The organism is Streptomyces sp. NPDC001851 (genome assembly GCF_040297165.1).
Classification (GTDB): domain Bacteria; phylum Actinomycetota; class Actinomycetes; order Streptomycetales; family Streptomycetaceae; genus Streptomyces.
Genome location: NZ_JBEOYR010000020.1, coordinates 138,853 through 163,305, shown reverse-complemented (window position 1 = coordinate 163,305; position 24,453 = coordinate 138,853). Strand labels below are relative to the sequence as shown.

General features: G+C 71.0%; 15 protein-coding genes, 3 tRNA genes and 1 pseudogene. 10 read left to right on the top strand and 9 right to left on the bottom strand.

Going from position 1 to position 24,453, the window contains the following annotated elements; translation table 11 throughout:
• Nucleotides 1-677: 677 nt before the first annotated feature.
• A complete protein-coding gene (locus ABT171_RS27870; protein WP_351248438.1) occupies nt 678-866 on the top strand; it encodes a hypothetical protein in 189 nt (62 codons plus the stop codon).
• A 191-nt stretch (nt 867-1,057) separates the two neighbouring features.
• On the opposite strand, the gene ABT171_RS27865 is transcribed toward ABT171_RS27870, so the two are convergent.
• Nucleotides 1,058-2,164 carry a ferritin-like domain-containing protein gene (locus ABT171_RS27865; protein ID WP_351248437.1) on the bottom strand — a complete coding sequence of 369 codons (1,107 nt, stop codon included), beginning with the start codon at nt 2,162-2,164 and terminating at the stop codon, nt 1,058-1,060.
• Nucleotides 2,165-2,693: 529 nt separating this feature from the next.
• On the opposite strand from ABT171_RS27865, the gene ABT171_RS27860 reads away from it, so the two are divergent.
• Nucleotides 2,694-4,100, top strand: coding sequence for a Dyp-type peroxidase (locus ABT171_RS27860; RefSeq protein WP_351248435.1), 1,407 nt, complete (start codon nt 2,694-2,696; stop codon nt 4,098-4,100).
• 1,118 nt (nt 4,101-5,218) lie between these two features.
• On the opposite strand, the gene ABT171_RS27855 is transcribed toward ABT171_RS27860, so the two are convergent.
• From ABT171_RS27855 to ABT171_RS27845, 3 genes are all read right to left on the bottom strand, one after another.
• Nucleotides 5,219-5,295, bottom strand: a tRNA-Ile gene (locus ABT171_RS27855).
• A gap of 176 nt (nt 5,296-5,471) precedes the next feature.
• Nucleotides 5,472-5,544 (bottom strand) — tRNA-Asn (locus tag ABT171_RS27850).
• Between the two features lie 6 nt (nt 5,545-5,550).
• Nucleotides 5,551-5,623: transfer RNA gene (locus ABT171_RS27845), tRNA-Asn, on the bottom strand.
• 160 nt (nt 5,624-5,783) lie between these two features.
• Here ABT171_RS27845 and ABT171_RS27840 point away from each other — a divergent pair.
• From ABT171_RS27840 to ABT171_RS27825, 4 genes are all read left to right on the top strand, one after another.
• On the top strand, nt 5,784-6,101 hold the full coding sequence (locus ABT171_RS27840; RefSeq protein ID WP_351248433.1) for a YtxH domain-containing protein: 318 nt from the start codon (nt 5,784-5,786) through the stop codon (nt 6,099-6,101).
• A 57-nt stretch (nt 6,102-6,158) separates the two neighbouring features.
• Nucleotides 6,159-7,598 (top strand): xylulokinase, encoded by a 1,440-nt coding sequence (locus ABT171_RS27835; RefSeq protein ID WP_351248431.1) that lies wholly within the window; start codon nt 6,159-6,161, stop codon nt 7,596-7,598.
• 140 nt (nt 7,599-7,738) lie between these two features.
• Nucleotides 7,739-9,472: an ABC transporter ATP-binding protein gene (locus ABT171_RS27830; RefSeq protein ID WP_351248429.1), complete on the top strand. Its 1,734-nt coding sequence runs from the start codon at nt 7,739-7,741 to the stop codon at nt 9,470-9,472.
• The gene (locus tag ABT171_RS27825; RefSeq protein WP_351248427.1) at nt 9,472-11,400 is read left to right on the top strand and encodes an ABC transporter ATP-binding protein; all 1,929 of its coding nucleotides are present in this window, start codon (nt 9,472-9,474) and stop codon (nt 11,398-11,400) included. The genes ABT171_RS27830 and ABT171_RS27825 overlap by 1 nt, the downstream gene beginning before the upstream one ends.
• 32 nt (nt 11,401-11,432) lie before the next feature.
• Here the strand turns inward: ABT171_RS27825 and ABT171_RS27820 are convergent.
• From ABT171_RS27820 to ABT171_RS27800, 5 genes and pseudogenes are all read right to left on the bottom strand, one after another.
• A pseudogene (locus ABT171_RS27820) lies at nt 11,433-12,723 on the bottom strand (RNA polymerase sigma factor).
• A gap of 237 nt (nt 12,724-12,960) precedes the next feature.
• Entirely contained in the window at nt 12,961-14,868 is a 1,908-nt protein-coding gene (gene dnaG, locus ABT171_RS27815) for a DNA primase (RefSeq protein ID WP_351248425.1), read from the bottom strand.
• A 47-nt stretch (nt 14,869-14,915) separates the two neighbouring features.
• Nucleotides 14,916-16,181 (bottom strand): NAD(P)/FAD-dependent oxidoreductase, encoded by a 1,266-nt coding sequence (locus ABT171_RS27810; RefSeq protein ID WP_351248423.1) that lies wholly within the window; start codon nt 16,179-16,181, stop codon nt 14,916-14,918.
• Nucleotides 16,182-16,285: 104 nt separating this feature from the next.
• Nucleotides 16,286-17,557, bottom strand: a complete 1,272-nt coding sequence (locus ABT171_RS27805) for a deoxyguanosinetriphosphate triphosphohydrolase (protein WP_351248421.1) — start codon at nt 17,555-17,557, stop codon at nt 16,286-16,288.
• A 139-nt stretch (nt 17,558-17,696) separates the two neighbouring features.
• On the bottom strand, nt 17,697-18,557 hold the full coding sequence (locus ABT171_RS27800; protein ID WP_351248419.1) for a sirohydrochlorin chelatase: 861 nt from the start codon (nt 18,555-18,557) through the stop codon (nt 17,697-17,699).
• Between the two features lie 162 nt (nt 18,558-18,719).
• Between ABT171_RS27800 and ABT171_RS27795 the strand changes: the two genes are divergently transcribed.
• The 4 genes from ABT171_RS27795 to ABT171_RS27780 all read left to right on the top strand — a co-directional run bounded on the left by ABT171_RS27795 (nt 18,720) and on the right by ABT171_RS27780 (nt 24,453).
• The gene (locus ABT171_RS27795; RefSeq protein ID WP_351248417.1) at nt 18,720-19,400 is read left to right on the top strand and encodes a SanA/YdcF family protein; all 681 of its coding nucleotides are present in this window, start codon (nt 18,720-18,722) and stop codon (nt 19,398-19,400) included.
• Between the two features lie 2 nt (nt 19,401-19,402).
• On the top strand, nt 19,403-20,872 hold the full coding sequence (locus ABT171_RS27790; RefSeq protein WP_351248415.1) for a membrane-associated oxidoreductase: 1,470 nt from the start codon (nt 19,403-19,405) through the stop codon (nt 20,870-20,872).
• 99 nt (nt 20,873-20,971) lie between these two features.
• Nucleotides 20,972-23,566: a molybdopterin oxidoreductase family protein gene (locus ABT171_RS27785; RefSeq protein WP_351248413.1), complete on the top strand. Its 2,595-nt coding sequence runs from the start codon at nt 20,972-20,974 to the stop codon at nt 23,564-23,566.
• 56 nt (nt 23,567-23,622) lie between these two features.
• Nucleotides 23,623-24,453 carry an arylamine N-acetyltransferase family protein gene (locus tag ABT171_RS27780; protein ID WP_351248411.1) on the top strand — a complete coding sequence of 277 codons (831 nt, stop codon included), beginning with the start codon at nt 23,623-23,625 and terminating at the stop codon, nt 24,451-24,453.

Here is a 24,453-nt window from a genome sequence, read left to right as displayed (position 1 = left end):
GAGGCAGGCGAACACGGCCCCCTGTGGATCACGGAGTTCTCTACGCTTCAAGATCCACGAAGGTGCCGTGTTCGTCCCACCATCGTCTCCCACCGCTGCTGCCGTTCGCCCCGCGCCCCGTCTGCAAGCCCTGCGTGAGGGTGCCGTGCGGACCAGCTCACGGTGTTCATGCAGATCGAGTACCCGGAGTTCCCCCCGATCGCCCTCCTGCGCGGGCGGCCGCCTGCCACGATCGGCGCCTTCTACGACACGATCATCCGCGAAGCCGATCAGAACGGTCGCCGACGCGGTCGACACGATCGACCGGATCAAGCGCGAGGGAGAGGGGACGCAGGGCTCCCCCGATCAGCCGCCGGAGGAGGGGGCAGCGGACACGCGCACTACTACCTGTTCAAGGAGCTCTACGTCCAGAAGCGGCTGGTCAAAACCGGCGGCAAAGTGGAGTTTCAGCGGAGCTCCCGTCACCCTGCCGGAGGTATACGACTTCGCGTCCTCAGCCCCACCGCAGAAGAGACCGCAGACGTCACGACCACCAGGTACGAAATGATCGGTGCGCTCGCGCCGCCCCGAGGCGCCGCACAGAAGATTTCAGGGCCCAGGTCACAGTCTTCGCCTTCGCCGCCTCTGGCCCACCGAAGCGGGGCCAAGACCGGCCCGTTGTCGCCGCTCGACCCGGCATGAGCATCGCGGCGAGCGCGGCAGCCGGGGCGGTCGACCGGCGCACGGTCTACCGGCGCTTCGCTACCCGCGAGGCGCTGACAGCCGCCGTCCACATCGCCAAGCTCGACGCCTGCGAGGAGCTCTCCGCCCGAGCCCGGCAGAACGAATCCGTGAGCTGCGCGAGCACGGGTGTCGGCCCGGCTTGAGGCGGAAGCCTCACCCCTCCCTCCACCGCAGGTCGGGCCCGCGGACCAGGCCGGGTGCGCCGGTGCGGGAGGACGGATGACGCAATGTTCCGAGTGCCTCCTGAACGTCGGGTGTGTGATCGATACAACGGTGAAGCTGTGTCACGGTGCCGTGAAGGGGGGCGTATTGTGCGCCGTTCCGATCTTCTCTGTCACCCTCCGGCCTCGACGTACCGGAATTCCGGACCGAAGGTCATCTCGCTGCCATCCGACAGTGGGATCTGCATCAGCTGCCGCGCCGGATCCTCCAGTTTGCCCATCTCCCTGACGGCCTGGTTCAGCAAATGTGCCGGTGTTGGCGTACTTGACGGATCAGCCTGCCAGGCGCTTTCGAGGGACCGAAGCAACGCACTGTAGTGCTGATTGAAGGTGTCAAGGACTCCACGCACCTCACTGGAGACCGGAACCCCTCCCTGCTCCCAGCCACCGCTGGGGACTGTCCCCATGCGGGAGGTCCGTGGCATGGGAATCTCGTCGCCCTGGAAGTCGAACCGCTGCGGGTCGCTTGACACCAGGACCAGTTTTCGGCCGTGGAAAATCTCCCGGAAGGAGTAGAAGTGGGCCAGTTCCCCCGGCTGCCCCGGGAAGGGGTTGTCCGGCGACGCGGTGGTTCCTTCCCCCTGTTCCTTGATGATGGTGATGGCAGCTTCTACGTCATCCAGCGATGTGAGTGCGACGACATCGTTCCCCTTGCCGTGGAGCGACGACATGTCCCTGGTGACCTGCTTGGTTCCCTTGATGAGCTGCGGCTGGTTCCGGAACGCTTCAAGGATTTGCGTGTAGAAGGCCCCGATGGACGTGTGGACTTCCGCGTCCTCGACGACAGGGTCGTCGGGCCTCTCGATCTGGGAGTACATGTCGACCGCCTCCCTGGTCAGGCCGGTGAGGGAAACGGACAGCTCGGGCCGTACGCCGCCGGGCAGTGGGCCGGGATATTTCGGCACCAGTGCCGCGTCGGCGATCCGGGGGGCGCCGCCGATGGTGGTGAGCATGTTGCAGACCAGGCCCATGTGGGACATCTCGTCGAAGATGATTTCCTTGATCGTTTCGGCGACGTCGCCGTCACGGTCCGGATCTTCGATCGACCAGAGACCGCACAAGTAAGGGGGAAGCGTCGCCAGCTCCAGCAGGACCGCCTGCTGCAGCGCGTTCTTCAGCCACAGCTCGTCGTGTTCCTCGGCGGGCATCCGCATCAGTTCGACGATCATGTTGCTTCGATAGTTGAGAACCGTGGACACAGTGGTCTCCTTCTCGCTCACGGGGGATTCTGATTCATTGGCGGGTGTGCGTCACTGGAGGTGCGAGACCGCGCTGGCAGAGTTCATCCGTACGGTCGGCATGGGTTGCGATACGTCGAAGCGGTGCTCGGGGAGGAATTCCTGTGACCCGGTAGGGATTCCCGTGCCGACTCCTGTCACATTCACCTGTTTGGCCGCGGCTCTTCGGAGTGCAAACCGGCACGACAGGCCTCCGCGGAGGTGACCGTGGAAGAGGAACGGCGCTCCTGGAGCCCGCCTTCACTCGCGAAGCTGTCGGGCAACCTCGTGCTCAGGTGAACACAAGTCGGCAGTCGGGAGCAACTGATGACGTGATGGCCAAGTCGCGTATCACTGAATGATCCACCAGGCTGGACATCAGGTCCTGCACCGCCCACGACAGCCTTCTGCTGCCTCCGACTGATCCAGGTCAGAAGGCCCCATCCACGGTGCGGGCTTCTGTTCCGGCACCGGCCACCCTGTAGGCCGGCCCGGAAGACGTCACGTTCCAGGCTCGATGAAAGGGGCCCGCATGCCCGTCGATCTCAGCAATCCCCTGTCGTGGAAGAACGCCACCGGTGACGCCGACACGATGCTGCAGAATCTGCAGGCCAATATTCTGAAGGGCCACGTACGCGAACACCTTCACATCCTGCTGCTGCAGTTCGGCCAGGGCGCGGAAGCCATTGCGGAGGCGCGGGCGTTCCTGACCGGGCTGGCCCCGCTGGTGAAGTCGGCCAAGACGCAACTTCAGGAAGTGAAGGCCTTCAAGGAGAACGGGCCGAAAGACGTGTCGGACGTGCCCTACGTCGGTGTGGGACTGACATTCGCGGGCTACGAACAGCTGGAACTGGCGGACCGGGCTCCCTCCGATGAGGCGTTCAGGAGGGGGATGCGGGACGACGGGACCCGGGGAAAGCTGGGAGACCCGGAGGTCGCGCAGTGGGAAGCCGGCTTTCAGGAGACGATCCACGCCGTCGTCCTGGTCGGCGGCGCCGAAGCCGGCCCGGTGGACAGCAAGCGCCAGGAGATCGAGGGTCTGCTGACGGGCTCGATCCGTGTGCTCGGCAGGGAGACGGGCCGCGGCATGCACAACGCGAACGGTGAGGGGATCGAGCACTTCGGCTATGTCGACGGCCGCAGCCAGCCGCTGTTCCTCACCGAGGACCGGGAGGAAGAGCTCCGCCGGACCGACGGAGTCTCCGTATGGGACCCGACCCAGCCACTGGAACGCGTCCTGGTCGCGGATCCGGCCGCACCCGACCCCGCGACGGACTTCGGCAGCTACTTCGTGCTGCGCAAGCTGGAGCAGAACGTCCTGGCGTTCAGGCAGGCGGAGGACGCCCTCGCCGATGCGTTGAAGCTTGAGAACAACGACCGCGAGCGAGCCGGTGCCATGCTCGTCGGCCGCTTCAAGGACGGCACTCCGCTCACGCTGCAGGCCATGCCCGGAGCACACAGCCCGGTGATGAACAACTTCAACTACGCGAGCGACGGCGCCGCCGACAAGTGTCCGTACCAGGCACACATCCGCAAGACCAACCCGCGCGGCTCCGGCGGCTTCGGGCAGCCACCGGAAGCCGAACGCCGCCACCTGATGGCGCGGCGCGGGCAGACCTATGGCGAGCGGTCCGAGGGCGACCTTCCCGAGACCGGCGTCGGCCTGCTGTTCATGGCATTCAACTCCGATCTGAACAAACAGTTCGAGTTCACGCAGCACACCTGGGCCAACAACCCCGGCTTCCCAGAGCCCGGTGAGGGTGAGTCGGCCCCCGGTCTCGACCAGGTCATCGGGCAAGGCGATCGCCCCGCGGCGACCTGGCCGCGGGTGTGGGGCGAGGCGGAGGGCCAGGAAGTCCCTGCAATGGTGCGGGCCGTGACCATGAAGGGCGGTGAGTACTTCTTCATGCCCTCGCTCTCCTTCCTGCGCGCTCTGTGACCGGCACGCACCGACCACCACGAGCTGGAGACCTCCTCGTAGCCTTTGACCATGCACAGGCCTGGCGGCGTAGGTGTCAGGCCTGCGCGGCGGCGGGGACAGCGTCATACACCCGCCGGCGCGGCGCGCGAGCCGAGCCGGGCGGCGGCAAGCTCAAGCAGAAGGGCCACGGCCGCTGGTACTTCTACTTCGACCTCGGAGCAGGAGGGGGCGGCGAGCGACAGCGCGTGCGGCGAGGCGGGTCCGCGACGAAGGAAGCGGCGCAGAGTCCGGCTCCACCGCGAACCGCACCTGGGGCCCATCAAGCGGCGCGACCTCAAGCTGCGGCCCATCGAAGCGACGTACGACGCGATCGAGCGGGAGAACGCTGAGCGGCTGATCCACCATGCCCGAATAGTCGAGTTGCAGGAAGCTCACGATGCCGGCCCCGCGGCATGGGTCCGCGCCGCGGGGAAGAAGGAGGAGCGCCGCGCCACACGCCGCGCGTACCTCGACGCCAACGCCGCCCTCCGCGAGGGCCGCAAGGGGAAGCGGAAGATCACCAGCGCCGCCACGATGCACCGCGTCAACGCCACCCTCAGCTCGTTCCCGGGCAGCGGCGTCAAGCGCGGCGACCACGTGACAGGACAGCGTCCGTACCGTCACGCTCGACGCCCTGACACGCGCGTTGAGAGCAATCGGGTCTGGACCCGCGAGAACGGCGAACGCTTCCTCACCCGTCGGCCACGCTGGCGCTGCTCGGCAAGGCGGACATCAAGGTCGTCCAGGAGCGGCTGGGGCACTGCTCTCGTCAGATCACCTCAGACACGTACACGAGCGTCCTGCCGCAGCTCCTGACGGCCGAGGCGGAGCCCACGAGCGGTCGTACCCCGCTCGAAGAAGGCCGGTCCCCGGCGAGACAAGCCGGCGCCACCGGACCCGCAGCACGAGGCGCCCGAGGCCGGTGGAGCTGCTGAGGACGATGGTCTGCACGAGGGACGTCGTCCCGCCGCGTGACCAGCGTCCCAACATCGTCCCAACACGCCTGATTACATGATCGGGACAGACCGCCATGATCTCTCAGCTACCGGCCCGACCAGCCAAGGCGCTGGCCGAGACGTTTCTGCACAGGTAGTACCTGGTGGGGCGGGTGGGACTCGAACCCACGGCCGACGGATTATGAGTCCGCTGCTCTAACCGGCTGAGCTACCGCCCCATAGCGGCGTGTCGCGTACAAGTGTGCGCGCCGTCTGCCGCAGCATAGCCGCTCATACGATCTCCTGCTTCGGATGGTCGGCTTCCGCGCTGCTCATGACCTTGAGGACATCGGCACGGGCGCGGCGGTTCCCGCGGGCATGAAAAAGGACCCCCAAGGGGTCCTCGTTCACTGCGCTCCCCCGACTGGACTCGAACCAGTAACCTGCCGGTTAACAGCCGGCTGCTCTGCCAATTGAGCTACGGAGGACCGAAGCTCCCCCGACTGGACTCGAACCAGTAACCTGCCGGTTAACAGCCGGCTGCTCTGCCAATTGAGCTACGGAGGATCGCCTCGATTGCATCGAACGTGCCTGCCTGGGTATTCGCCAGGAGGCGGGCGCTCGCTGCGACACATACATTAGCGCAAGCAGGGGGGTGCTCCGCCAATCGGTTCTCCCCGGCGCCCACGTCTCACCAGCAGACCCAGGCAAGGGAAGGGTGGCAGCCATGCGCTACCGGCTCACGTTCGTCGCCGGACTGGCCCTCGGTTACGTACTCGGCACAAGGGCCGGACGCGAGCGCTACGAGCAGCTGAAGAAGTCCGCTCAGCGGATCGCGCAGAACCCCGCCGTGCGCAACACGGCCGAGACCGCCGCCCAGCAGGGCCGCCAGTACGCCGGCCGGGCCTTCCACACGGTCAGCCACACGATCAGCCACACGGTCGGGGACCGGGTCCCCGAGACCGTGGCCCAGCGGGTGCGGTCCCTCCGGGAGCGGAATGTGGACGGCACGCCCGAGGACGACTGGGGAACGAGCAACACCTAGAAGGTCCCCGGGCGCCCTCGGCCGTAGCAGGCGCGGTGATGCTGCAAAATTCTCCGCATGGGGATAGTCGCCGGCTTGGACAGCTCACCGGATTTCACGCGCATCGTGGTGTGCGACACGGACACCGGTGCCGTACTGCGGCAGGGGTACGCCCCGCACCCGGTGGAGGGGCGGCCCAGCGACGTCGACCCGCAGGCCTGGCTGCTCTCCCTCGGCGAGGCCGCGGGGGGCGGCCTGCTGGAGGGCGTGCAGGCCATCGGCGTGTCGGCCCAGCAGAACGCCGTGGTCCCGCTGGACGCCCAGGGCAACACCGTGCGCCCGGCACTGGTCGGCGGCGACAAACGGGCGCAGGTCGCGGCGGCGGATCTCGTCGACGCGCTCGGCGGGCGGGAGGCCTGGGCGCAGGCCGTCGGGTGCGTCCCGTCGGCCGCGCAGCCGGTCACCAAGCTGCGCTGGCTCGCGAAGAACGAGCCCGAGAACGCCCGCCGGACGGCCGTACTGCTCCAGGCGCACGACTGGCTGGTGTGGCAGTTGCTCGGGCGGCCCGTGAGAAGGACCACTGATCGCGGGGGCGCCTCCGGGACCGGGTACTGGTCGGCCGCGACCGGCGCCTACCGGCCGGACCTGGTGGAGCTGGCGCTCGGCCATCAGGCGATGCTGCCCGAGGTGATCGGCCCGTCCGACGCGGCGGGTACGACCCCGGAGGGGCTGCTGATCTCCGCCGGCACCGGGGAGACCATGGCCGCCGCGTTCGGGCTCGGGATCGGGCTGGGGGACGCGGTGGTGTCCCTCGGCGCCTCCGGGTCCGTGATGGCCGTGCACCCGGAAGCGCTCGCCGACCAGTCCGGGATGATCACCTCCCTCGCCGACGCCACCGGCATGCACCTGCCGGTCGTGACCACCCTGAACGCCGTACGGACCCTGCGCGGCACCGCCGAACTCCTCGGTCTCGGCGACCTGGAGAGCCTGTCCGAGCTGGCGGTGAAGTCCACGCCGGGGGCTCACGGGCTGGTGCTGCTGCCCTATCTGGAAGGTGAGCGGACCCCCCATCTGCCGCACACCGCCGGGACGCTCGCCGGGCTCAGGCGGGAGTCGATGAAGCCCGAGCACCTGGCGCGGGCCGCGTTCGAGGGCATGCTGTGCGGGCTCGGCGACGCGCTGGACGTACTGCGCGGGCGGGGTGTGGACGTGCGGCGGGTCTTCCTGCTCGGCCCGGCCGCCGAACTGCCCGCCGTACAGGCCTCGGCGCCCTCGCTGTTCGGCGCGCAGGTCGTCGTACCGCAGCCCGCGGACTACGCGGCGATCGGCGCGGCCCGGCAGGCGGCCTGGGCGCTCGGTGTGTCGCAGGGCACACTCGATCCGCGTACCCCGCCGGCCTGGCAGGGCGCGGCGGCGCAGGTCCTGGAGCCGGGGGACGAGCTGGCCGTGGGGCAGGCGGTGCGGCAGCAGTTCACGGCGGTGCGGGAACAGACCCATCCGGGGGCGTTTCGCGCGTGAGGCGTAGGGCCGATGGCTGAGCCCGGGCCGTACCTTGGACCGCTGTTGGGTTAATCGGTTGAGGTAACGCGGGTGGAGTGTCCGACGATAGGGGCCAAGGGCAACCGACCAGCCCCACCCGCCGACTCCGAGAGACCAGCGTGCTCATACGACTTCTGCGGACCTATCTCAGGCCCTACAAGAAACCCATAGCCGTCCTGGTGCTGCTGCAGTTCCTGCAGACCTGCGCCACCCTCTACCTGCCCACCCTGAACGCCGACATCATCGACAAGGGTGTCGTGAAGGGCGACACGGGTTACATCCTGTCCTTCGGCGCCCTGATGATCGGCATCTCGCTGGCGCAGGTCGTGTGCAACATCGGTGCCGTGTACTTCGGCGCCCGCACCGCCGCCGCGCTCGGCCGGGACGTGCGCGGTGCCGTCTTCGACCGGGTCCAGTCCTTCTCCCCGCGTGAGGTGGGCCACTTCGGGGCGCCCTCGCTCATCACGCGTACGACGAACGACGTACAGCAGGTCCAGATGCTGGCCCTGATGACGTTCACGCTGATGGTGTCGGCGCCCATCATGTGCGTCGGCGGGATCGTACTGGCCCTCGGCCTCGATGTGCCGCTGTCCGGGGTGCTCGTCGCCGTCGTGCCGGTGCTGGCGATCTGCGTGACGCTCATCGTGCGCCGGCTGCGGCCGCTGTTCCGGTCGATGCAGGTCCGTCTGGACACCGTGAACCGGGTGCTGCGCGAGCAGATCACCGGCAACCGGGTGATCCGCGCCTTCGTGCGGGACCAGTACGAGCAGGAACGGTTCGGGAGGGCCAACGGCGACCTGACCGAGATGCAGCTGGCCACCGGCCGGATGCTCGCGCTGATGTTCCCGATGGTCATGACGGTGGTGAACCTGTCGTCGATCGCGGTGGTGTGGTTCGGCGCGCACCGCATCGACAGCGGCGGGATGCAGATCGGCGACCTGACCGCGTTCCTCGCCTATCTGATGCAGATCGTCATGTCCGTGATGATGGCCACCTTCATGTTCATGATGGTGCCGCGCGCGGAGGTGTGCGCCGAGCGCATCCAGGAGGTCCTCGGGACCGACTCCAGCGTGGTGCCGCCCACCGCCGCGGTCACCGAGCTGCGCCGGCACGGCCACCTGGAGATCCGGGGCGCGGGCTTCCGCTATCCGGGTGCCGAGGAGCCGGTGCTGAAGGCCGTCGACCTGGTGGCCCGGCCGGGCGAGACGACCGCCGTGATCGGCTCCACCGGCAGCGGCAAGTCCACGCTGCTCGGGCTGGTCCCGCGGCTGTTCGACGCCACCGAGGGCGAGGTCCTGGTCGACGGCGTGGACGTGCGGGAGGTCGACCCCGCGCTGCTGGCGAAGACGGTCGGCCTGGTGCCGCAGAAGCCCTACCTGTTCGCGGGCACCGTCTCCACCAACCTGCGCTACGGCAATCCGGACGCCACCGACGAGGAGCTGTGGCACGCGCTGGAGGTGGCGCAGGCCAAGGACTTCGTGCAGAAGCTGGAGGGCGGCCTGGACGCGCCGATCGCGCAGGGCGGTACGAACGTCTCCGGCGGTCAGCGGCAGCGCCTCGCGATCGCCCGCACGCTCGTCCAGCGCCCGGAGATCTACCTCTTCGACGACTCCTTCTCCGCGCTCGACTACGCCACCGACGCGGCCCTGCGCGCCGCGCTCTCCCGCGAGACCGCCGAGGCGACCGTCGTCATCGTCGCCCAGCGGGTGGCCACCATCCGGGACGCCGACCGGATCATCGTGCTGGACGAGGGCCGGGTCGTCGGCTCCGGCCGGCACCAGGAACTGATGGCGGGCAACGAGACCTACCGGGAGATCGTGCTCTCCCAGCTGACGGAAGCGGAGGCCGCCTGATGGCCGGGCCCATGGGACGCATGATGGCCGGAGGCGGCCCCGACCAGCGCTCGATGGACTTCAAGGGGTCGGGCAAACGGCTCGTCTCCCAGTTCCGGCCGGAGCGCTTCACGATCTACGGCCTGCTGCTGTGCGTGGTCGTCAGCGTGGCCCTGAACGTCATCGGCCCGAAGATCCTCGGCAAGGCCACCGACCTGGTCTTCGCCGGCATCATCGGCCGCCAGATGCCGGCCGGGGCCACCAAGGAACAGGTCCTCGACCAGATGCGGGCCCATGGCAGGGGCTCCATCGCGGACATGCTGAAGAGCACCGACTTCACGCCCGGCAAGGGCATCGACTTCGGTGCCGTCGGGGACGTCCTGCTGCTCGCGCTCTGCACGTTCCTGGTCGCCGGTCTGCTCATGGCGGTGGCGACCCGGCTGGTCAACCGGGCCGTGAACCGCACGATGTACCGCATGCGCGAGGCCGTGCAGACGAAGCTGTCGCGGCTGCCGCTGTCGTACTTCGACAAGCGCCAGCGCGGCGAGGTGCTCTCCCGGGCCACCAATGACATCGACAACATCGGACAGACGCTCCAGCAGTCGATGGGCCAGCTGATCAACTCGCTGCTGACCATCATCGGCGTGCTCGCGATGATGTTCTACGTCTCCTGGATCCTCGCGCTGGTCGCGCTGGTCACGGTGCCGCTGTCGTTCCTGGTGGCCACCCGGGTCGGCAAGCGGTCGCAGCCGCACTTCGTGCAGCAGTGGCGCTCCACCGGCAAGCTGAACGCGCACGTCGAGGAGATGTACACCGGGCACACCCTGGTGAAGGTGTTCGGCCGGCAGGAGGAGTCGGCGCAGCAGTTCGCCGAGCAGAACGAGGCGCTGTACGAGGCCTCGTTCAGGGCGCAGTTCAACAGCGGTGTGATGCAGCCGCTGATGATGTTCGTGTCGAACCTGAACTATGTGCTGGTGGCGGTCGTCGGCGGCCTGCGCGTCGCTTCGGGCGCCCTGTCCATCGGTGACGTCCAGGCCTTCATCCAGTACTCGCGGCAGTTCTCGATGCCGCTGACGCAGGTCGCGTCGATGGCGAACCTGGTGCAGTCCGGTGTCGCCTCGGCCGAACGGATCTTCGAACTCCTGGACGCGGAGGAGCAGGAGGCGGATCCGGTACCGGGCGAGCGGCCGGAGGAACTGCGCGGGCGGGTGCGCCTGGAGCACGTGTCGTTCCGGTACGACCCGGAGAAGCCGCTGATCGAGGACCTCTCGCTCACGGCGGAGCCCGGTCACACGGTGGCGATCGTCGGCCCGACGGGTGCCGGCAAGACGACCCTGGTCAATCTGCTGATGCGGTTCTACGACGTGTCGGGCGGCCGGATCACCCTGGACGGCGTGGACATCCGGCGCATGTCCCGCGACGAACTCCGCGCCGGCATCGGGATGGTGCTCCAGGACACCTGGCTGTTCGGCGGCACCATCGCGGACAACATCGCGTACGGGGCGGCCAGGGAGGTCACCCGCGGGGAGATCGAGGACGCCGCGCGGGCCGCACTCGCCGACCGGTTCATCCGGACGCTGCCCGACGGGTACGACACCGTGATCGACGACGAGGGTACGGGGGTCAGCGCGGGTGAGAAGCAGCTGATCACCATCGCGCGGGCGTTCCTGTCCGACCCGACGATTCTCGTGCTGGACGAGGCGACGAGTTCGGTCGACACCCGGACCGAGGTGCTGATCCAGAAGGCGATGGCGAAGCTGGCGGCGGGGCGGACGTCGTTCGTGATCGCCCACCGGCTGTCGACGATCCGGGATGCGGACACGATCCTGGTGATGGAGAACGGGGCGATCGTGGAACAGGGCGCGCATGCGGAGCTGTTGGCGGCCGACGGTGCGTATGCCCGGCTGTACAAGGCGCAGTTCGCGCAGGCGGTCGCCGAGGTGGACTGACCGCGGGAGGGGCCGCCGACGGGCGGCCCCTTTCAGTCCAGGTAACCCCTCAGCTGGTCCGCGAAGGCGTGGTCCCGGAGCTTGTTGAGGGTCTTGGACTCGATCTGCCGTATCCGCTCCCGCGTCACCCCGAACAGCCGGCCTATCTCCTCCAGCGTGCGGGGGCGGCCGTCGATGAGGCCGTAGCGGAGCTGGACGACCTTCCGCTCCCGCTCCCCCAGCGTGGACAGGACCGCCTCCAGGTGCTCACGGAGCAGCAGGAAGGCCGCCGACTCGACGGGGCTGGCGGCGTCGCCGTCCTCGATCAGGTCGCCGAGGGCCACGTCCTCCTCCTCGCCGACCGGGGCGTGGAGGGAGACCGGTTCCTGGGCGAGACGCAGGACCTCGGAGACCCGCTCGGGCGGCAGGTCGAGGTGGGCGGCGACCTCTTCGGGGGTCGGCTCGTAGCCCCGCTCCTGCAGCATGCGGCGCTGGACGCGGACGACCCGGTTGATCAGCTCGACCACGTGGACCGGGACGCGGATGGTGCGGGCCTGGTCGGCCAGGGCCCGGGACATGGCCTGGCGGATCCACCAGGTGGCGTACGTCGAGAACTTGTAGCCCCGGGCGTAGTCGAACTTCTCGACGGCCCGGATCAGCCCGAGGTTGCCCTCCTGGACCAGGTCGAGCATGGTCAGGCCGCGGCCGACGTACCGCTTGGCGACGGAGACGACGAGCCGCAGGTTGGCCTCGATGAGGCGGCGCTTGGCCATGCGGCCCATGACGACCAGCCGGTCCAGGTCGAGGGCCAACTGGCTGTCCGGATCAGGGGTGTTGCTCAGCCTCTCCTCGGCGAACAGGCCGGCCTCGACCCGGCGGGCGAGTTCGACCTCCTCGGCGGCGGTGAGCAGCGGGATACGGCCGATCTCGCGCAGGTACTGGCGGAACAGGTCGGCCGAGGGGCCGCCGGTGTCGGCCCGGGCCGGCACCCGGGTCTCGACGGGCTCGGCGGTCTCCAGCGGTTCATCGGCCTCCTCGGGCTCGTCCGTGAGCGCTTCCGCCGGGGGTTCCGCCGGTTCGGCGGGCACCGACTCGGGGTGCAGGGCGCCGCGGCTCTGCGGGGGTACGGCCATGAGGACGTCCGTCTCCGCGTCCGGTTCGTCCGCGCTGGTGCTGGTGGCGCTGGTGGCGCTGTCGGTCTGGGTGAGGGTCTGGGTCTGCACGGGGGCGACCTCCAGGATGATCGCTGCTGAAGGTGTGCGGCAGCGGTACTTCGGGAGTGGAGAGTCGACGGCCTGCGCTCCGAGGACTCGGGCACCGCCCCCAGTGTGGGGGAAGACGCATCCCCGCCACGAGGGGCTTGCGGTGACTTTTTGCGTCCGCTTCGTGACCGGTCGGTTACTCAGGTCGTTGGACTATGCGATGGGCAACTGCGGGCCACTGGACTGTGGGGGAACAGGGGAGGACGGCGGACATGGGTGAGGTCGTTCAGCTCCTACAGGCTCTGCGGCAGACACAGCTGGAGCACAGCAAGGTGCTGGAGAGAGCACGGCAAGCTGCTCCGCGCTCTGGTGTCCGCCCCTACAGTGCCTCCGCGCCCCGCTCGCGCAGCGCCTGGTCGTACTGCTGGAGGATCCACATCTCGTTCTGGACCGAGGCCAGCTGGGCGGGGTCGCCGCCGGTGGAGAGGCGGGTCAGCTGGGACTGGATGTCGCGGATGCGGCGCTCGACGGCACGGCGGCGGATCTGCACCAGGACCGTGCCGGCGTAGGTCTCGTCGACCGTGCGGCGCAGGATCGGCTCGACGGCCAGCTCGGTGACCATCGCGCGGACGGTGTCGTCCGGTGCGGCCTCGCGGACGCGGACGAGGTACTCCTGCGGGTCCGCGACGCCGTACTCGGCGCCGCCCGCCTCGGCGATCGCCTGGCGTACGGCCGCGTAGGGGGGCGCGGTGAACTCGTCCACGCCGTAGGCGTCGAACGCCGGGGAGACCAGCTCGGGGCGCTGCAGGGCGAGTTTGAGCAGTTCGCGCTCGGCGGCGTAGACGGGGTTGCGCAGGGTGAGGGCCGGGCCGCCGCTCGCCGGGCGGGCCGCGGGCGCCGCCCACTGCTCCTGGCCGCGGGAGCGGTCCTGCTGCGGGGCCTTGCCGCCGCGGTCCCGCGCCCAGCGGGCCAGCTGGGCCACCCGCCGGACCACGAACTGGGTGTCGAGGATCCCGAGCATCCCGGCCAGTTCCACGGCGACCTCGTGCTGGGCGCCGCTGTTCTTGATGCGGGCCACGATCGGCGCCGCCTCGTCCAGGGCGGCGGCACGGCCCGCCGGGGTGTCCAGGTCGTAGCGGCTGACGATCTGGCGGAGCGCGAACTCGAAGAGCGGGGTGCGGGGTTCGACCAGGTCCGCCACCGCCTCGTCGCCCTTCGCGAGGCGCAGCTCGCACGGGTCCATGCCGTCCGGCGCGATCGCGATGTACGTCTCGGCGGCGAACTTCTGGTCGTCCTCGAAGGCGCGCAGGGCGGCCTTCTGCCCGGCCGCGTCGCCGTCGAAGGTGAAGATCACCCGGGCCGAGCCGTTGTCCATGAGGAGGCGGCGGAGGATCTTGATGTGCTCGCCGCCGAAGGCCGTACCGCAGGTGGCGATCGCGGTCGTCACACCGGCGAGGTGGCAGGCCATGACGTCCGTGTAGCCCTCGACCACGACCGCCCGGCTGGCCTTCGCGATGTCCTTCTTCGCCAGGTCGATGCCGTACAGCACCTGGCTCTTCCGGTAGATCGCCGTGTCGGGGGTGTTCAGGTACTTCGGGCCGTTGTCCGCCTCGTACAGCTTGCGGGCGCCGAAGCCGACGACCTCGCCGCCGATGTCCCGGATGGGCCACATGAGACGGCCGCGGAAGCGGTCGATGGGTCCCCGGCGGCCCTCCTGGGAGAGGCCGGAGAGGATCAGCTCCTTGTCGGTGAAGCCCTTGCCGCGCAGATAGCGGGTGAGGTGGTCCCAGCCCTGGGGGCTGTAGCCGACGCCGAAGTGGACGGCGGCGGCCTGGTCGAAGCCGCGCTCGGCGAGGAAGATCCGGCCGGTCTCGGCCTCGGGGCCGGTGGCGAGCTGCTCGGCGTACCACTGCGCGGCGATCTTGTGCGCCTCGACCAGGCGGATGCGCTCGCCGCGCTGGTGGGCCGGGTTGTACCCGCCCTCCTCGTAACGCAGGGTGATGCCGGCCTGGGCGGCGAGGCGCTCGACCGCCTCCGAGAAGGAGAGGTGGTCCACCTTCATGACGAAGGTGATGGTGTCGCCGCCCTCCTGGCAGCCGAAGCAGTGGAAGAGTCCCTTGCTGGGGCTGACCTGGAAGGACGGCGACTTCTCGTCGTGGAACGGGCACAGGCCCTTCAGGTTGCCGCCGCCCGCGTTGCGCAGCTGGAGGTACTCGGAGACCACGGCGTCGATCGGGACCGCGTCCCGAACCGCCTTCACGTCCTCGTCGTTGATCCGTCCTGCCACGCGTGAATTCTACGGTGGCGCGGTGACAGTGCCGGTGCGCGAAGGAGTCAGGAGGTGAGACTGTCCAGGGGTACGTGGGGGTCCGAGAGTGCCTCGATGTTCACCCGGGCCCGGGAGCGGATGAGGCCCTGGATCTGCTCTGTGACATCCCACACGTTCACGTTCATCCCGGCGAGCACGCGTCCCTCCCTCACCCAGAACGCGATGAACTCCCGCTTCCCGGCATCGCCCCGGATCACCACCTCGTCGTACGAGCCGGGCGGCGCCCAGCCGCTGTACTCCATGCCCAGGTCGTACTGGTCGGTGAAGAAGTAGGGCACACGGTCGTAGGTGACGTCCCGGCCGAGCATCGCGCGGGCCGCCTCCGGGCCGCCGTTCAGCGCGTTCGCCCAGTGCTCCACCCGCAGCCGGGTGCCGAACAGGGCGAGCGGGAAGTTCGCCACGTCGCCGGCCGCGTGGATGTCGGGGTCGGAGGTGCGCAGCCGTTCGTCGACGACGATGCCGCCGCCGGCCGCCCGGTCGGCGATCTCCAGCCCCGCCGCCTCCGCGAGGCCGACCCTCGGGGCCGCGCCGATCGCCGCCAGCACGTCGTGCGCCGGGTGCTCCTCGCCGTCGTCGGTGCGGGCCGCGAGGACCATGCCGTCCTGGCCGACGATCTCGGTGAGCTCCCTGCCGAAGTGGAAGCGGACGCCGTGCTCGCGGTGCAGCTCGGCGAAGACGCCGCCCAGCTCGGGGCCGAGGACGCCGTGCAGCGGGGTCGGACCGTGCTCGATCACGGTGACCTCGGCGCCGTACTCGCGGGCCGCGGCGGCGACCTCCAGGCCGATCCAGCCGGCGCCGGCGATCACGAGGTGCCCGTTGTCCCGGCCGAGGTGCTGGAGCACGCCCTTGAGCCGCTCGGCGTGCGCGAGCCGGCGCAGGTGGTGCACGCCCGCCAGGTCCGTGCCCGGGATGTCCAGGCGGCGGGGCTCGGCACCGGTGGTGAGCAGCAGCTTGTCGTAGCGGACGAGGGTGCCGTCGTCGCCGAAGCGGACCGTCTTCGCCGTACGGTCGATGCGGTCGACGGTCTGGCCGAGGTGCAGCTCGATGTCGTGCTGCGCGTACCAGGCGGGCTCGTGCACGAAGACGCTGTCGCGCTCCTCCTTGCCGAGGAGATAGCCCTTGGACAGGGGCGGGCGCTCGTAGGGGTGGTCGCGCTCGTCGCTGATCAGTATCACCCGGCCGGTGAAGCCCTCCGCCCGGAGCGTCTCGGCCGCCTTCGCACCGGCGAGACCGCCTCCCACGATGACGAATGTCTGATCCGCGTCGACCACTTGATGCCTCCTCGTAGGGGTGCCGCCACATGCGAGCGTCCCGCACGCGGCGTGCTGCGGGAAGAGGGGGTGACCCGATCAGGCCACCGCCGGTCACTTTCCTCTCACATATGCCCCGTCAGTCTCGCGTGCAGCGAGCGCGCCGAGGCGTCGGTGAGGGAGGCGATCTGGTCGACGATCACCCGCTTGCGAGCGTGGTCGTCGCCTGCCCCGTCGAAGAGTGCCCGAAACTGCGGATCGAGCCCGTCCGGCGCGCGGGCGGTCAGCGCCTCCGCCAGCTCCGCCACGACGACCCGCTGGTCCGCGCGCAGCCGCTCCTGCTCGGCGCGCTGCATCACATACCGGTCCGCGACCGCCTTGAGCACCGCGCACTCCATGCGGGCCTCGCGGGGTACGACGAGTTCGGCGCCGTAGCCGGTGAGCCGGCCGCTGCCGTACGCGGCGCGGGTGGCGCTCTCGGCGGCCAGGCAGAACCGGCCGATGAGCTGGCTGGTGGCGTCCTTCAGGCGGGCCTGCGCGACCGCCGTGCCGTCGTAGCCGTGCGGCCACCACTCCTCGTCCAGGAGCCGGTCGAGCGCGGCGCCGAGTTCGGCCGGGTCGGTGCCGGCGGGGACGTACCGGCCGACGGCGACCTCGAACACCGCCTGCCGCTCGGGCTCGGCGTGCAGGCAGTTGGGGTCGATGTGTCCGGCGTGCAGGCCGTCCTCGACGTCGTGCACCGAGTACGCCACGTCGTCCGACCAGTCCATGACCTGGGCCTCGAAGCAGGTGCGGGTGCCGGGGGCGTGCGCTCTGATCCAGTCGAACACCGGGCGGTCGTCCTCGTACACGCCGAACTTCGGGGACGCCGGGTCGGTGGGGTGGGCGCCGCGGGGCCAGGGGTACTTGGTGGCGGCGTCGAGGGTGGCGCGGGTGAGGTTGAGGCCGACGGATCCCTCCGGGGTGAACCGCTTGGGCTCGATGCGGGTCAGGATCCTGAGCGACTGGGCGTTGCCCTCGAAGCCGCCGCAGTCGTCCGCGAAGGCGTTCAGGGCCTGTTCGCCGTTGTGGCCGAAGGGCGGGTGGCCGAGGTCGTGGGCGAGGCAGGCGGCCTCGACCAGGTCGGGGTCACAGCCGAGGGCCGCGCCGAGTTCCCGGCCCACCTGGGCGCATTCGAGTGAGTGGGTGAGCCGTGTTCTGGGGCTGGCGTCCCAGACCTGGCTGTGGGTGCCCGGCGTGACGACCTGGGTCTTGCCGGCCAGCCTTCTGAGGGCGGCGGAGTGGAGGATGCGGGCGCGGTCGCGCTGGAAGGCGGTGCGGCCGGGGCGTTTGTCGGGCTCGGGGGCCCAACGCTCGGCTGCGGTCGGGTCGTAGGTTCCGTCGGGGGTGCCTTCCATTCTTCGACGATATGCCCAGGCGTCTGCCGAGATCGGTTTTCGGGCGGCTGCGGGTGCGTTGTGGCTCCTCGCGCCCACGCGGCGGAGCCGCACATCGATACAGCCCCGCGCCCCTAGGGCGCTACCGCCTCCCCCGCTTTCAAGCAGAGGCCAATTCCGGCTCTCGCATCACCCTCACCTCGTCGTACCGGTGCAGGATCAGGCGGGCCATCGCCGGGTGCGCGCCCAGTGGGGCCGACGCCAGCCACGGTGCTGCTTCCGCACATTGTGTCGCAAAGCGGCCCGGCGCCATGAAGTACGAAGCGATCGCCACCCGGTGCCGACCCCTCGCCGCCAGAGCCCGTACCGCTGTCGGGACGGTCGGGGTCGCCGCCGAGGCGTAGGCGGGGACCACCGGCACGCCCAGGCGGTCGGCGAGGTGGCGGGCCGTGCGGCGGGTGTCGGTGGCCGAGTCGGGGTCGCGGGAGCCGGCGGCGGCCAGGACGACCGCGCTCGCGCGGCGGGTGGCCGCGTCCATCGCCGTGGGCCAGCCGGCCTCGGTCAGGCGGTCGTGGAGGGTCTCCACCAGGAGCGGGTGCGGCCCCAGCGGGGCGGCCACCCGCGTGCTCGACTTCGCCGCGGCGGCCATCTCCGGGATGTCCCGCTTGACGTGGTAGCCGCGGGAGAGGAGCAGCGGGACCAGGACGGCGGGGGTGTCGCCGAGTGCGGCGAGGGTGTCCGGGAGCAGGGGGGCGTTCAGCTCGATGTGGCCCAGGTGGACGGGGAGGCCGGGGCGCAGTTCGCGTACCCGGTCCCGCAGGGCCCGTACGGTCTCCAGCGCACGCGGGTCCCGGCTGCCGTGGCCGACCAGGACGAGGGCGGGCGGGGCGGCGCGGCGGTGGCCGAGCGGGGAGACCAGCCGGAGCCGGCCGACGAGCTGGCTGCTGATGCTGTTCATGAGGTGCGCCGTGCTGTCGAGGTGGACGCGGGACTCGGAGCTGGGAAGGTGCGACGCCGTCATGAAAGGATCCTGCCGGGGTCGGATTGCGGGGCCGTTGCCGAGCCGTCACGGGCGTTTTCCGTGGCTTCACGTCGTACGGATGCGCGATGTGAGGCGAACCGGACGGCTGCCGGTGACGTCCTCCATGGTCGGAACCGGTCGGAACCGATCCCTGGGGGCCTTGTGAAGATCCGTCGACCGCGGCTGCCGCGCAGCCGCACGGGGCAGCGCCGGCTGGTGCAGGCCGTGATGGCCGTGTGCGTGCTGGCTCTGCTGCCGGTGACCTGGCTGTACGTGTCCACGGCGGACCGGCTGCGGACGACGGCGGACGCCCCGCGGGCGCAGGTCGCCGTGGTGTTCGGGGCCGGGCTGTGGAACGGGGAGCCGTCGCCGTATCTCGCCCACCGGCTGGACGCGGCGGCGAAGCTGTACCGGGCCGGGCGGGTCGAGGTCGTCCTGGTCACCGGCGACAACAGCCGCAAGGACTACGACGAGCCCGACGCCATGCGTGCGTACCTGACCCGGCACGGGGTGCCGGAGCGGCGGATCGTCAGCGACTACGCCGGGTTCGACACCTGGGACTCGTGTGTGCGGGCCAAGAAGATCTTCGGGGTGGACCGGGCCGTGCTGATCAGCCAGGGCTTCCACATCCGGCGGGCGGTGGCGCTGTGCGAGGCGGCGGGGGTGGATTCGTACGGGGTCGGTGTCGCCGACAAGCACGATGTGACCTGGTACTACGGCGGGACACGCGAGGTGTTCGCGGCGGGCAAGGCGGTGCTGGACGCCGTGTTCCGCCCCGATCCGACGTTCCTCGGGCCGCGGGAGCACGGGGTCACCGAGGCGCTGGCGGGGGCGCGGGACTGAGCATGGAGATCACGGACCTGACGCCCGCCGAGCGCCGTGTGTGGGACGCCTTCCCGCTCGGCGAGGGGGTCGACTTCCGGGAGAGCGAGGACGAGGACCCGGAGCAGGGCGCCGCATGGGGTCCGGAGCGCACGCTGCGGGCGGAGGTGCTGCGGGAACTGCTGCTGCGCGGGCCGGTACGGGAGGGGCGGATCGCCGGGCTGAAGGTGTGGGGCGCTCGGATCACCGGGGTGCTGCATCTGATGTACGGGACGGTCGGCCACCCGGTCCGGTTGCGGGCCTGCCACTTCGACGAGGCCCCGAACCTGTACGGGGCGAGCATCCCCGCCCTGGTGCTGACGGATTCGGTCCTGCCGGGGCTCACCGCGGGCACCCTCCGCGTCGACGGGGTGCTGCGGATCACCTGCTGCCGCATCGCGGGTCCGGTACGGCTGGCGGGCGCGAAGATCTCCGGCGCGGTCTTCGCCAACCAGGCGAGGCTCGGCCGCCCCGACCGGGTCTGCGAGGAACCCGTCCTCCACCTGAGCCACGCCGAGGTGGGCGCGGACGTGCTGGCCGTCGGGCTCGACGCGCACGGCGAGGTCCGGCTGAAGGGGACCACCGTGGGCGGGCAGGTGAACCTCGACGACGCCGTGCTGCGGAACCCCGGCGGCACGGCGCTGGACGCCGAGACCCTGTCGGTCGGCACCGACCTGCGGGGGATGCGGCTGCGCACCCACGGGCGGTGCAATCTGCGCGGCGCCCGGATTCCCCACCAGCTCAACCTGGCCTACGCCCGCCTGTCCCATCCGGACGGAGTGGCCCTGCGCGCCAGCAGCGGTGTCATCGGCGAGCTGTGGCTGCGGGAGGCCGCGCCGATCGAGGGATCCGTGAATCTGCGCCGCGCCCAGGTGGAGCTGCTGCACGTGCCGCCCGAGGTGTGGCCCCAGCGCGTGCAGACCGACGGGCTCGGCTATCGCGTCCTGGCGCCGCACCTGCCCGCCGAGCAGCGGCTGCCGCTGCTGGAGCGCGAGGCCGACGGCTATCTTCCCTACCCCTACGAGCAGCTGACCACGGCCTACCGCACCGTCGGCGACGACGCCGCCGCGCGCACCGTGCAGCTGGCCAAGCTCCGCCGGCACCGCCGCACCCTGCCGCCGTACGCCCGGCTGTGGGGCTGGCTGCAGGACGCGGCCGTCGGCTACGGCTTCCGCCCGATGCGGGCCGCGGGCTGGTTGCTGCTCCTGCTGTGCACCGGCACGCTCGCCTTCGCCCTGCACCATCCGCCCGCGCTCAAGCCGTCCGAGGCACCCGCGTTCAACCCGCTCTTCTACACCCTGGACCTGCTGCTGCCGATCATCGACTTCGGCCAGGAGGGGGCGTACGCGCCGGTGGGGTGGTACCAGTGGCTGTCGTATCTGCTGATCGTCACCGGCTGGGTGCTGGCGACGACGATCGCGGCGGGCGTCAGCCGCTCGCTGAGCCGGCAGTAGGGACCTCACCGCGTCACCGGCCCGGCGGGGAGGTCGCCGTGCCGGGCGTGTAACCGGAAGCGGCCCGGGTCCGTAACACGGCCGACGCACGCTGGCGGCATGGAAACGATCGCCTCGACGCCCACCCACTGCCCGTACTGCGCCCTGCAGTGCGGGATGAACGTCACGCCCCTGCCGCAGGGGGGCGTCGAGGTGACCGAACGGACGGACTTCCCGGTGAACCGGGGCGCGCTGTGCGGCAAGGGCCGTACGGCGGCCGAGGTGCTGTCACCCGCGGTGCGGCTGACCTCGCCGCTGGTGCGGTCCGGGGGCCGGCTGGCCGAGGCGGGCTGGGCGGAGGCGCTGGACCTGATCGCCGAGCGGCTCGGGAGCACGCGGCGGGAGTACGGCGCGGACGCGCTGGGGGTGTTCGGCGGGGGCGGGCTGACGAACGAGAAGGCGTACACGCTCGGGAAGTTCGCCCGGGTGGTGCTGGGCACCTCGCAGATCGACTACAACGGCCGGTTCTGCATGTCGTCGGCCGCGGCGGCCGGGACGAGGGCGTTCGGGCTCGACCGGGGGCTGCCGTTCCCGCTGGAGGACATCCCGAAGACGGGGTGCGTGATCCTCGTCGGGTCGAACCTCGCGGAGACCATGCCGCCTTCCCTGCGCTTCTTCACCGAACTGCGCGAGAACGGCGGCACGTTGATCGTCGTCGACCCGCGCCGGACGCGGACGGCGGAGCAGGCGGACCTGCACCTGGCCCCCCGCCCGGGCACGGACCTCGCCCTCGCTCTGGGCCTGTTGCACCTGGTGGTGGCCGAGGGGCGGACGGACGAGGAGTACATCCGGGAGCGGACCACCGGCTGGGAGGAGGCACGGGCGGCGGCGATGGCGCACTGGCCGGAGCAGGTGGAGCGGATCACGGGGGTGTCCGTTCCCCAGCTCCGCGAGGCGGTACGGCTGTTCTGCGAGCCGGAGTCGGCGATGGTCCTCACGGCGCGCGGGCCGGAGCAGCAGTCCAAGGGGACGGACACGGTGGGCGCGTGGATCAACCTGTGCCTGGCGACCGGCCGGGCGGGCCGCCCGCTGTCCGGGTACGGGTGCCTGACCGGGCAGGGCAACGGGCAGGGCGGGCGCGAACACGGGCAGAAGGCCGACCAGTTGCCCGGCTACCGCAAGCTGGACGACCCTGCGGCGCGGGCGCACGTGGCGGGCGTGTGGGGCGTGGACCCGGATTCCCTTCCCGGCCCCGGGCGCAGCGCGTACGAGCTCCTCGACGCCCTCGGCACGGACATACGGGCGCTGCTGCTGATGGGCTCCAACCCGGTGGTGTCGGCGCCGCGCGCGGCCCACGTCGAGGAACGGCTGCGCTCGCTGGACTTCCTGGCGGTGGCCGACGTCGTCCTGTCCGAGACGGCCGAGCTGGCGGACGTCGTGCTGCCGGTCACCCAGTGGGCGGAGGAGACGGGCACCACGACCAGCCTGGAGGGCAGGGTCCTGCTGCGCCGCCGGGCGGTCGCCCCGCCGCCCGGGGTCCACAGCGACCTGTACGTCCTGCACGAGCTGGCGGCCCGCCTCGGCGTGGAGAAGGGCTTCCCGACGGACCCCGAGGAGGTCTTCGAGGAACTGCGCCGGGCAAGCGCGGGCGGCCCCGCCGACTACTCGGGCATCACCTACCGCCGCCTGGCGGAGGAGAACGGCGTGTTCTGGCCGTGTCCGGAGCCTGTGGCCGAACACGCCGACGACGGAGCCGGGCCGGCTGCGCGGGGTGGCGGCGGGGGCCGTGCGGGAGCGGCCGGCCGTCCGACGGGCGGCGCCCCGCGGACCAACGGCGAGACCACCCGTCCGACGGGCGGCGCCCCGTGGAGCGACGGAGGGATCACCCGTCCGACGGGCGGCGCCCCGCGGAGCGACGGAAGGACCGCCCGTCCGATGGACGGCGCCCCGCGGAGCGACGGCGAGACCACCCGTCCGATGGACGGCGCCCCGTGGAGCGACGGCGGGACCGGCGGCGGGCGGGAGACCGCCGAAGACGGCGAGGACGGCGAGGACGCGCTGCTCGACGCCCTGCCCGACGATCCGGCCCGGGACACCGAGGCCGCGGTGTCCCCGGATCCCGCCCTCGCCGACGATCCGGCCCCGAACCCCCAGACCCCCATGCCCCCGGATCCCACCCCCTCCGACGACCCAGCCCCGGACACCGAGGCCGCCGTGTCCTCCGAGCGTGCTCTGCCCGCGGTCCATCCGGGAACGCCGCGCCTCTTCCTCGACCGGTTCGCCACCGCGGACGGCCGGGCCCGGTTCGCCGCCGTGGTCCACCGGGCGGCGGCGGAGGAGACCGATGCCGAGTTTCCGCTGGTGCTGACCACCGGCCGGGTGGTGTCGCAGTACCAGTCGGGGGCGCAGACGCGGCGGGTCGCCGAGCTGAACGCCGCCGCTCCCGGCCCCTTCGTGGAACTGCACCCCCGCCTCGCGGCCCGCATCGGCGCGGCCGAGGGCGACCCGGTCACGGTGGTCTCCCGGCGGGGCCGAGCCGTGGCCCCGGCCCGCATCACCTCGGCCATCCGCCCCGACACCGTCTTCATGCCGTTCCACTGGCCGGGCGAGGGCCGCGCCAACACCCTCACCAACCCGGCCCTCGACCCGGCCTCCCGGATGCCGGAGTTCAAGTCGTGCGCGGTGCGGGTCGAGGTCGTAGGGCCACGGGAGTAGCGCGGATCGGGCCGGGGGACGCGTTGGGGCGGCCCGCACTCGCGTAGGTTCGGCGTATGTCCGACTTCGAACAGTTCGACCTCGACGCCTATCTGGACCGCATCGGCTGGTGGGGCGGCCGGCGGGCCGGCCTGGAGACGCTGCGGGGTGTGCATCTGGCGCACGCGCTGTCCCTGCCCTTCGAGAACCTGGACGCCGTGTCCGGGCGGGCCCCCTCGCTCGCCCCGGCCGATCTGATGGCCAAGATGGTCCACGGCCGGCGCGGTGGCTACTGCTACGAGCACAACACCCTGCTCCGGCTGGCGCTTCAGGGGCTGGGTTTCGGGGTGACACCACTGGCCGGGCGGGTGGTGCTGGGTGCCGAGACGCCCGAGAGCCGGCCGCGCACCCATGCGATGCTGCGGGTCTCGGTGCCGGGCGAGGAGCTGACGTATCTCGCGGACGTCGGCTTCGGTGCGGAGGGTGCGCTGCTCGTGCCGGTGCCGCTGGTGACCGGCGAGGAGTCCGAGGGCGGCGGGCGCCGGCACCGGCTGGTGCCGCTGCCGCACGAGGGCCCGCTGGAGCTGTGGGAGTTGCAGGCGTACGACCGCCGGGCGCGGGAGTGGGTCGGTCAGTACGCCTTCACGCTGGAGCCGTTCGCCGCACCGGACTTCGAGGTCTTCAACTGGTTCGTCGGCACCAGCCCGCGTTCCCCCTTCACCCGCCGCCCCTACCTCCAGCGCACCACCGCCGAGCGCCATCTCTCCCTGGACGGCGCCCGGTTGACCGAGACCCGCGCCGACGGCACGGTGACCGGGCGCACGCTCACGGACGAGGCGGAGGCACGCCGCGTGGCTCAGGAGGAGTTCGGGATCGCCGTGCCCGAGGGGCTGGCGCTGCTGGGCTGA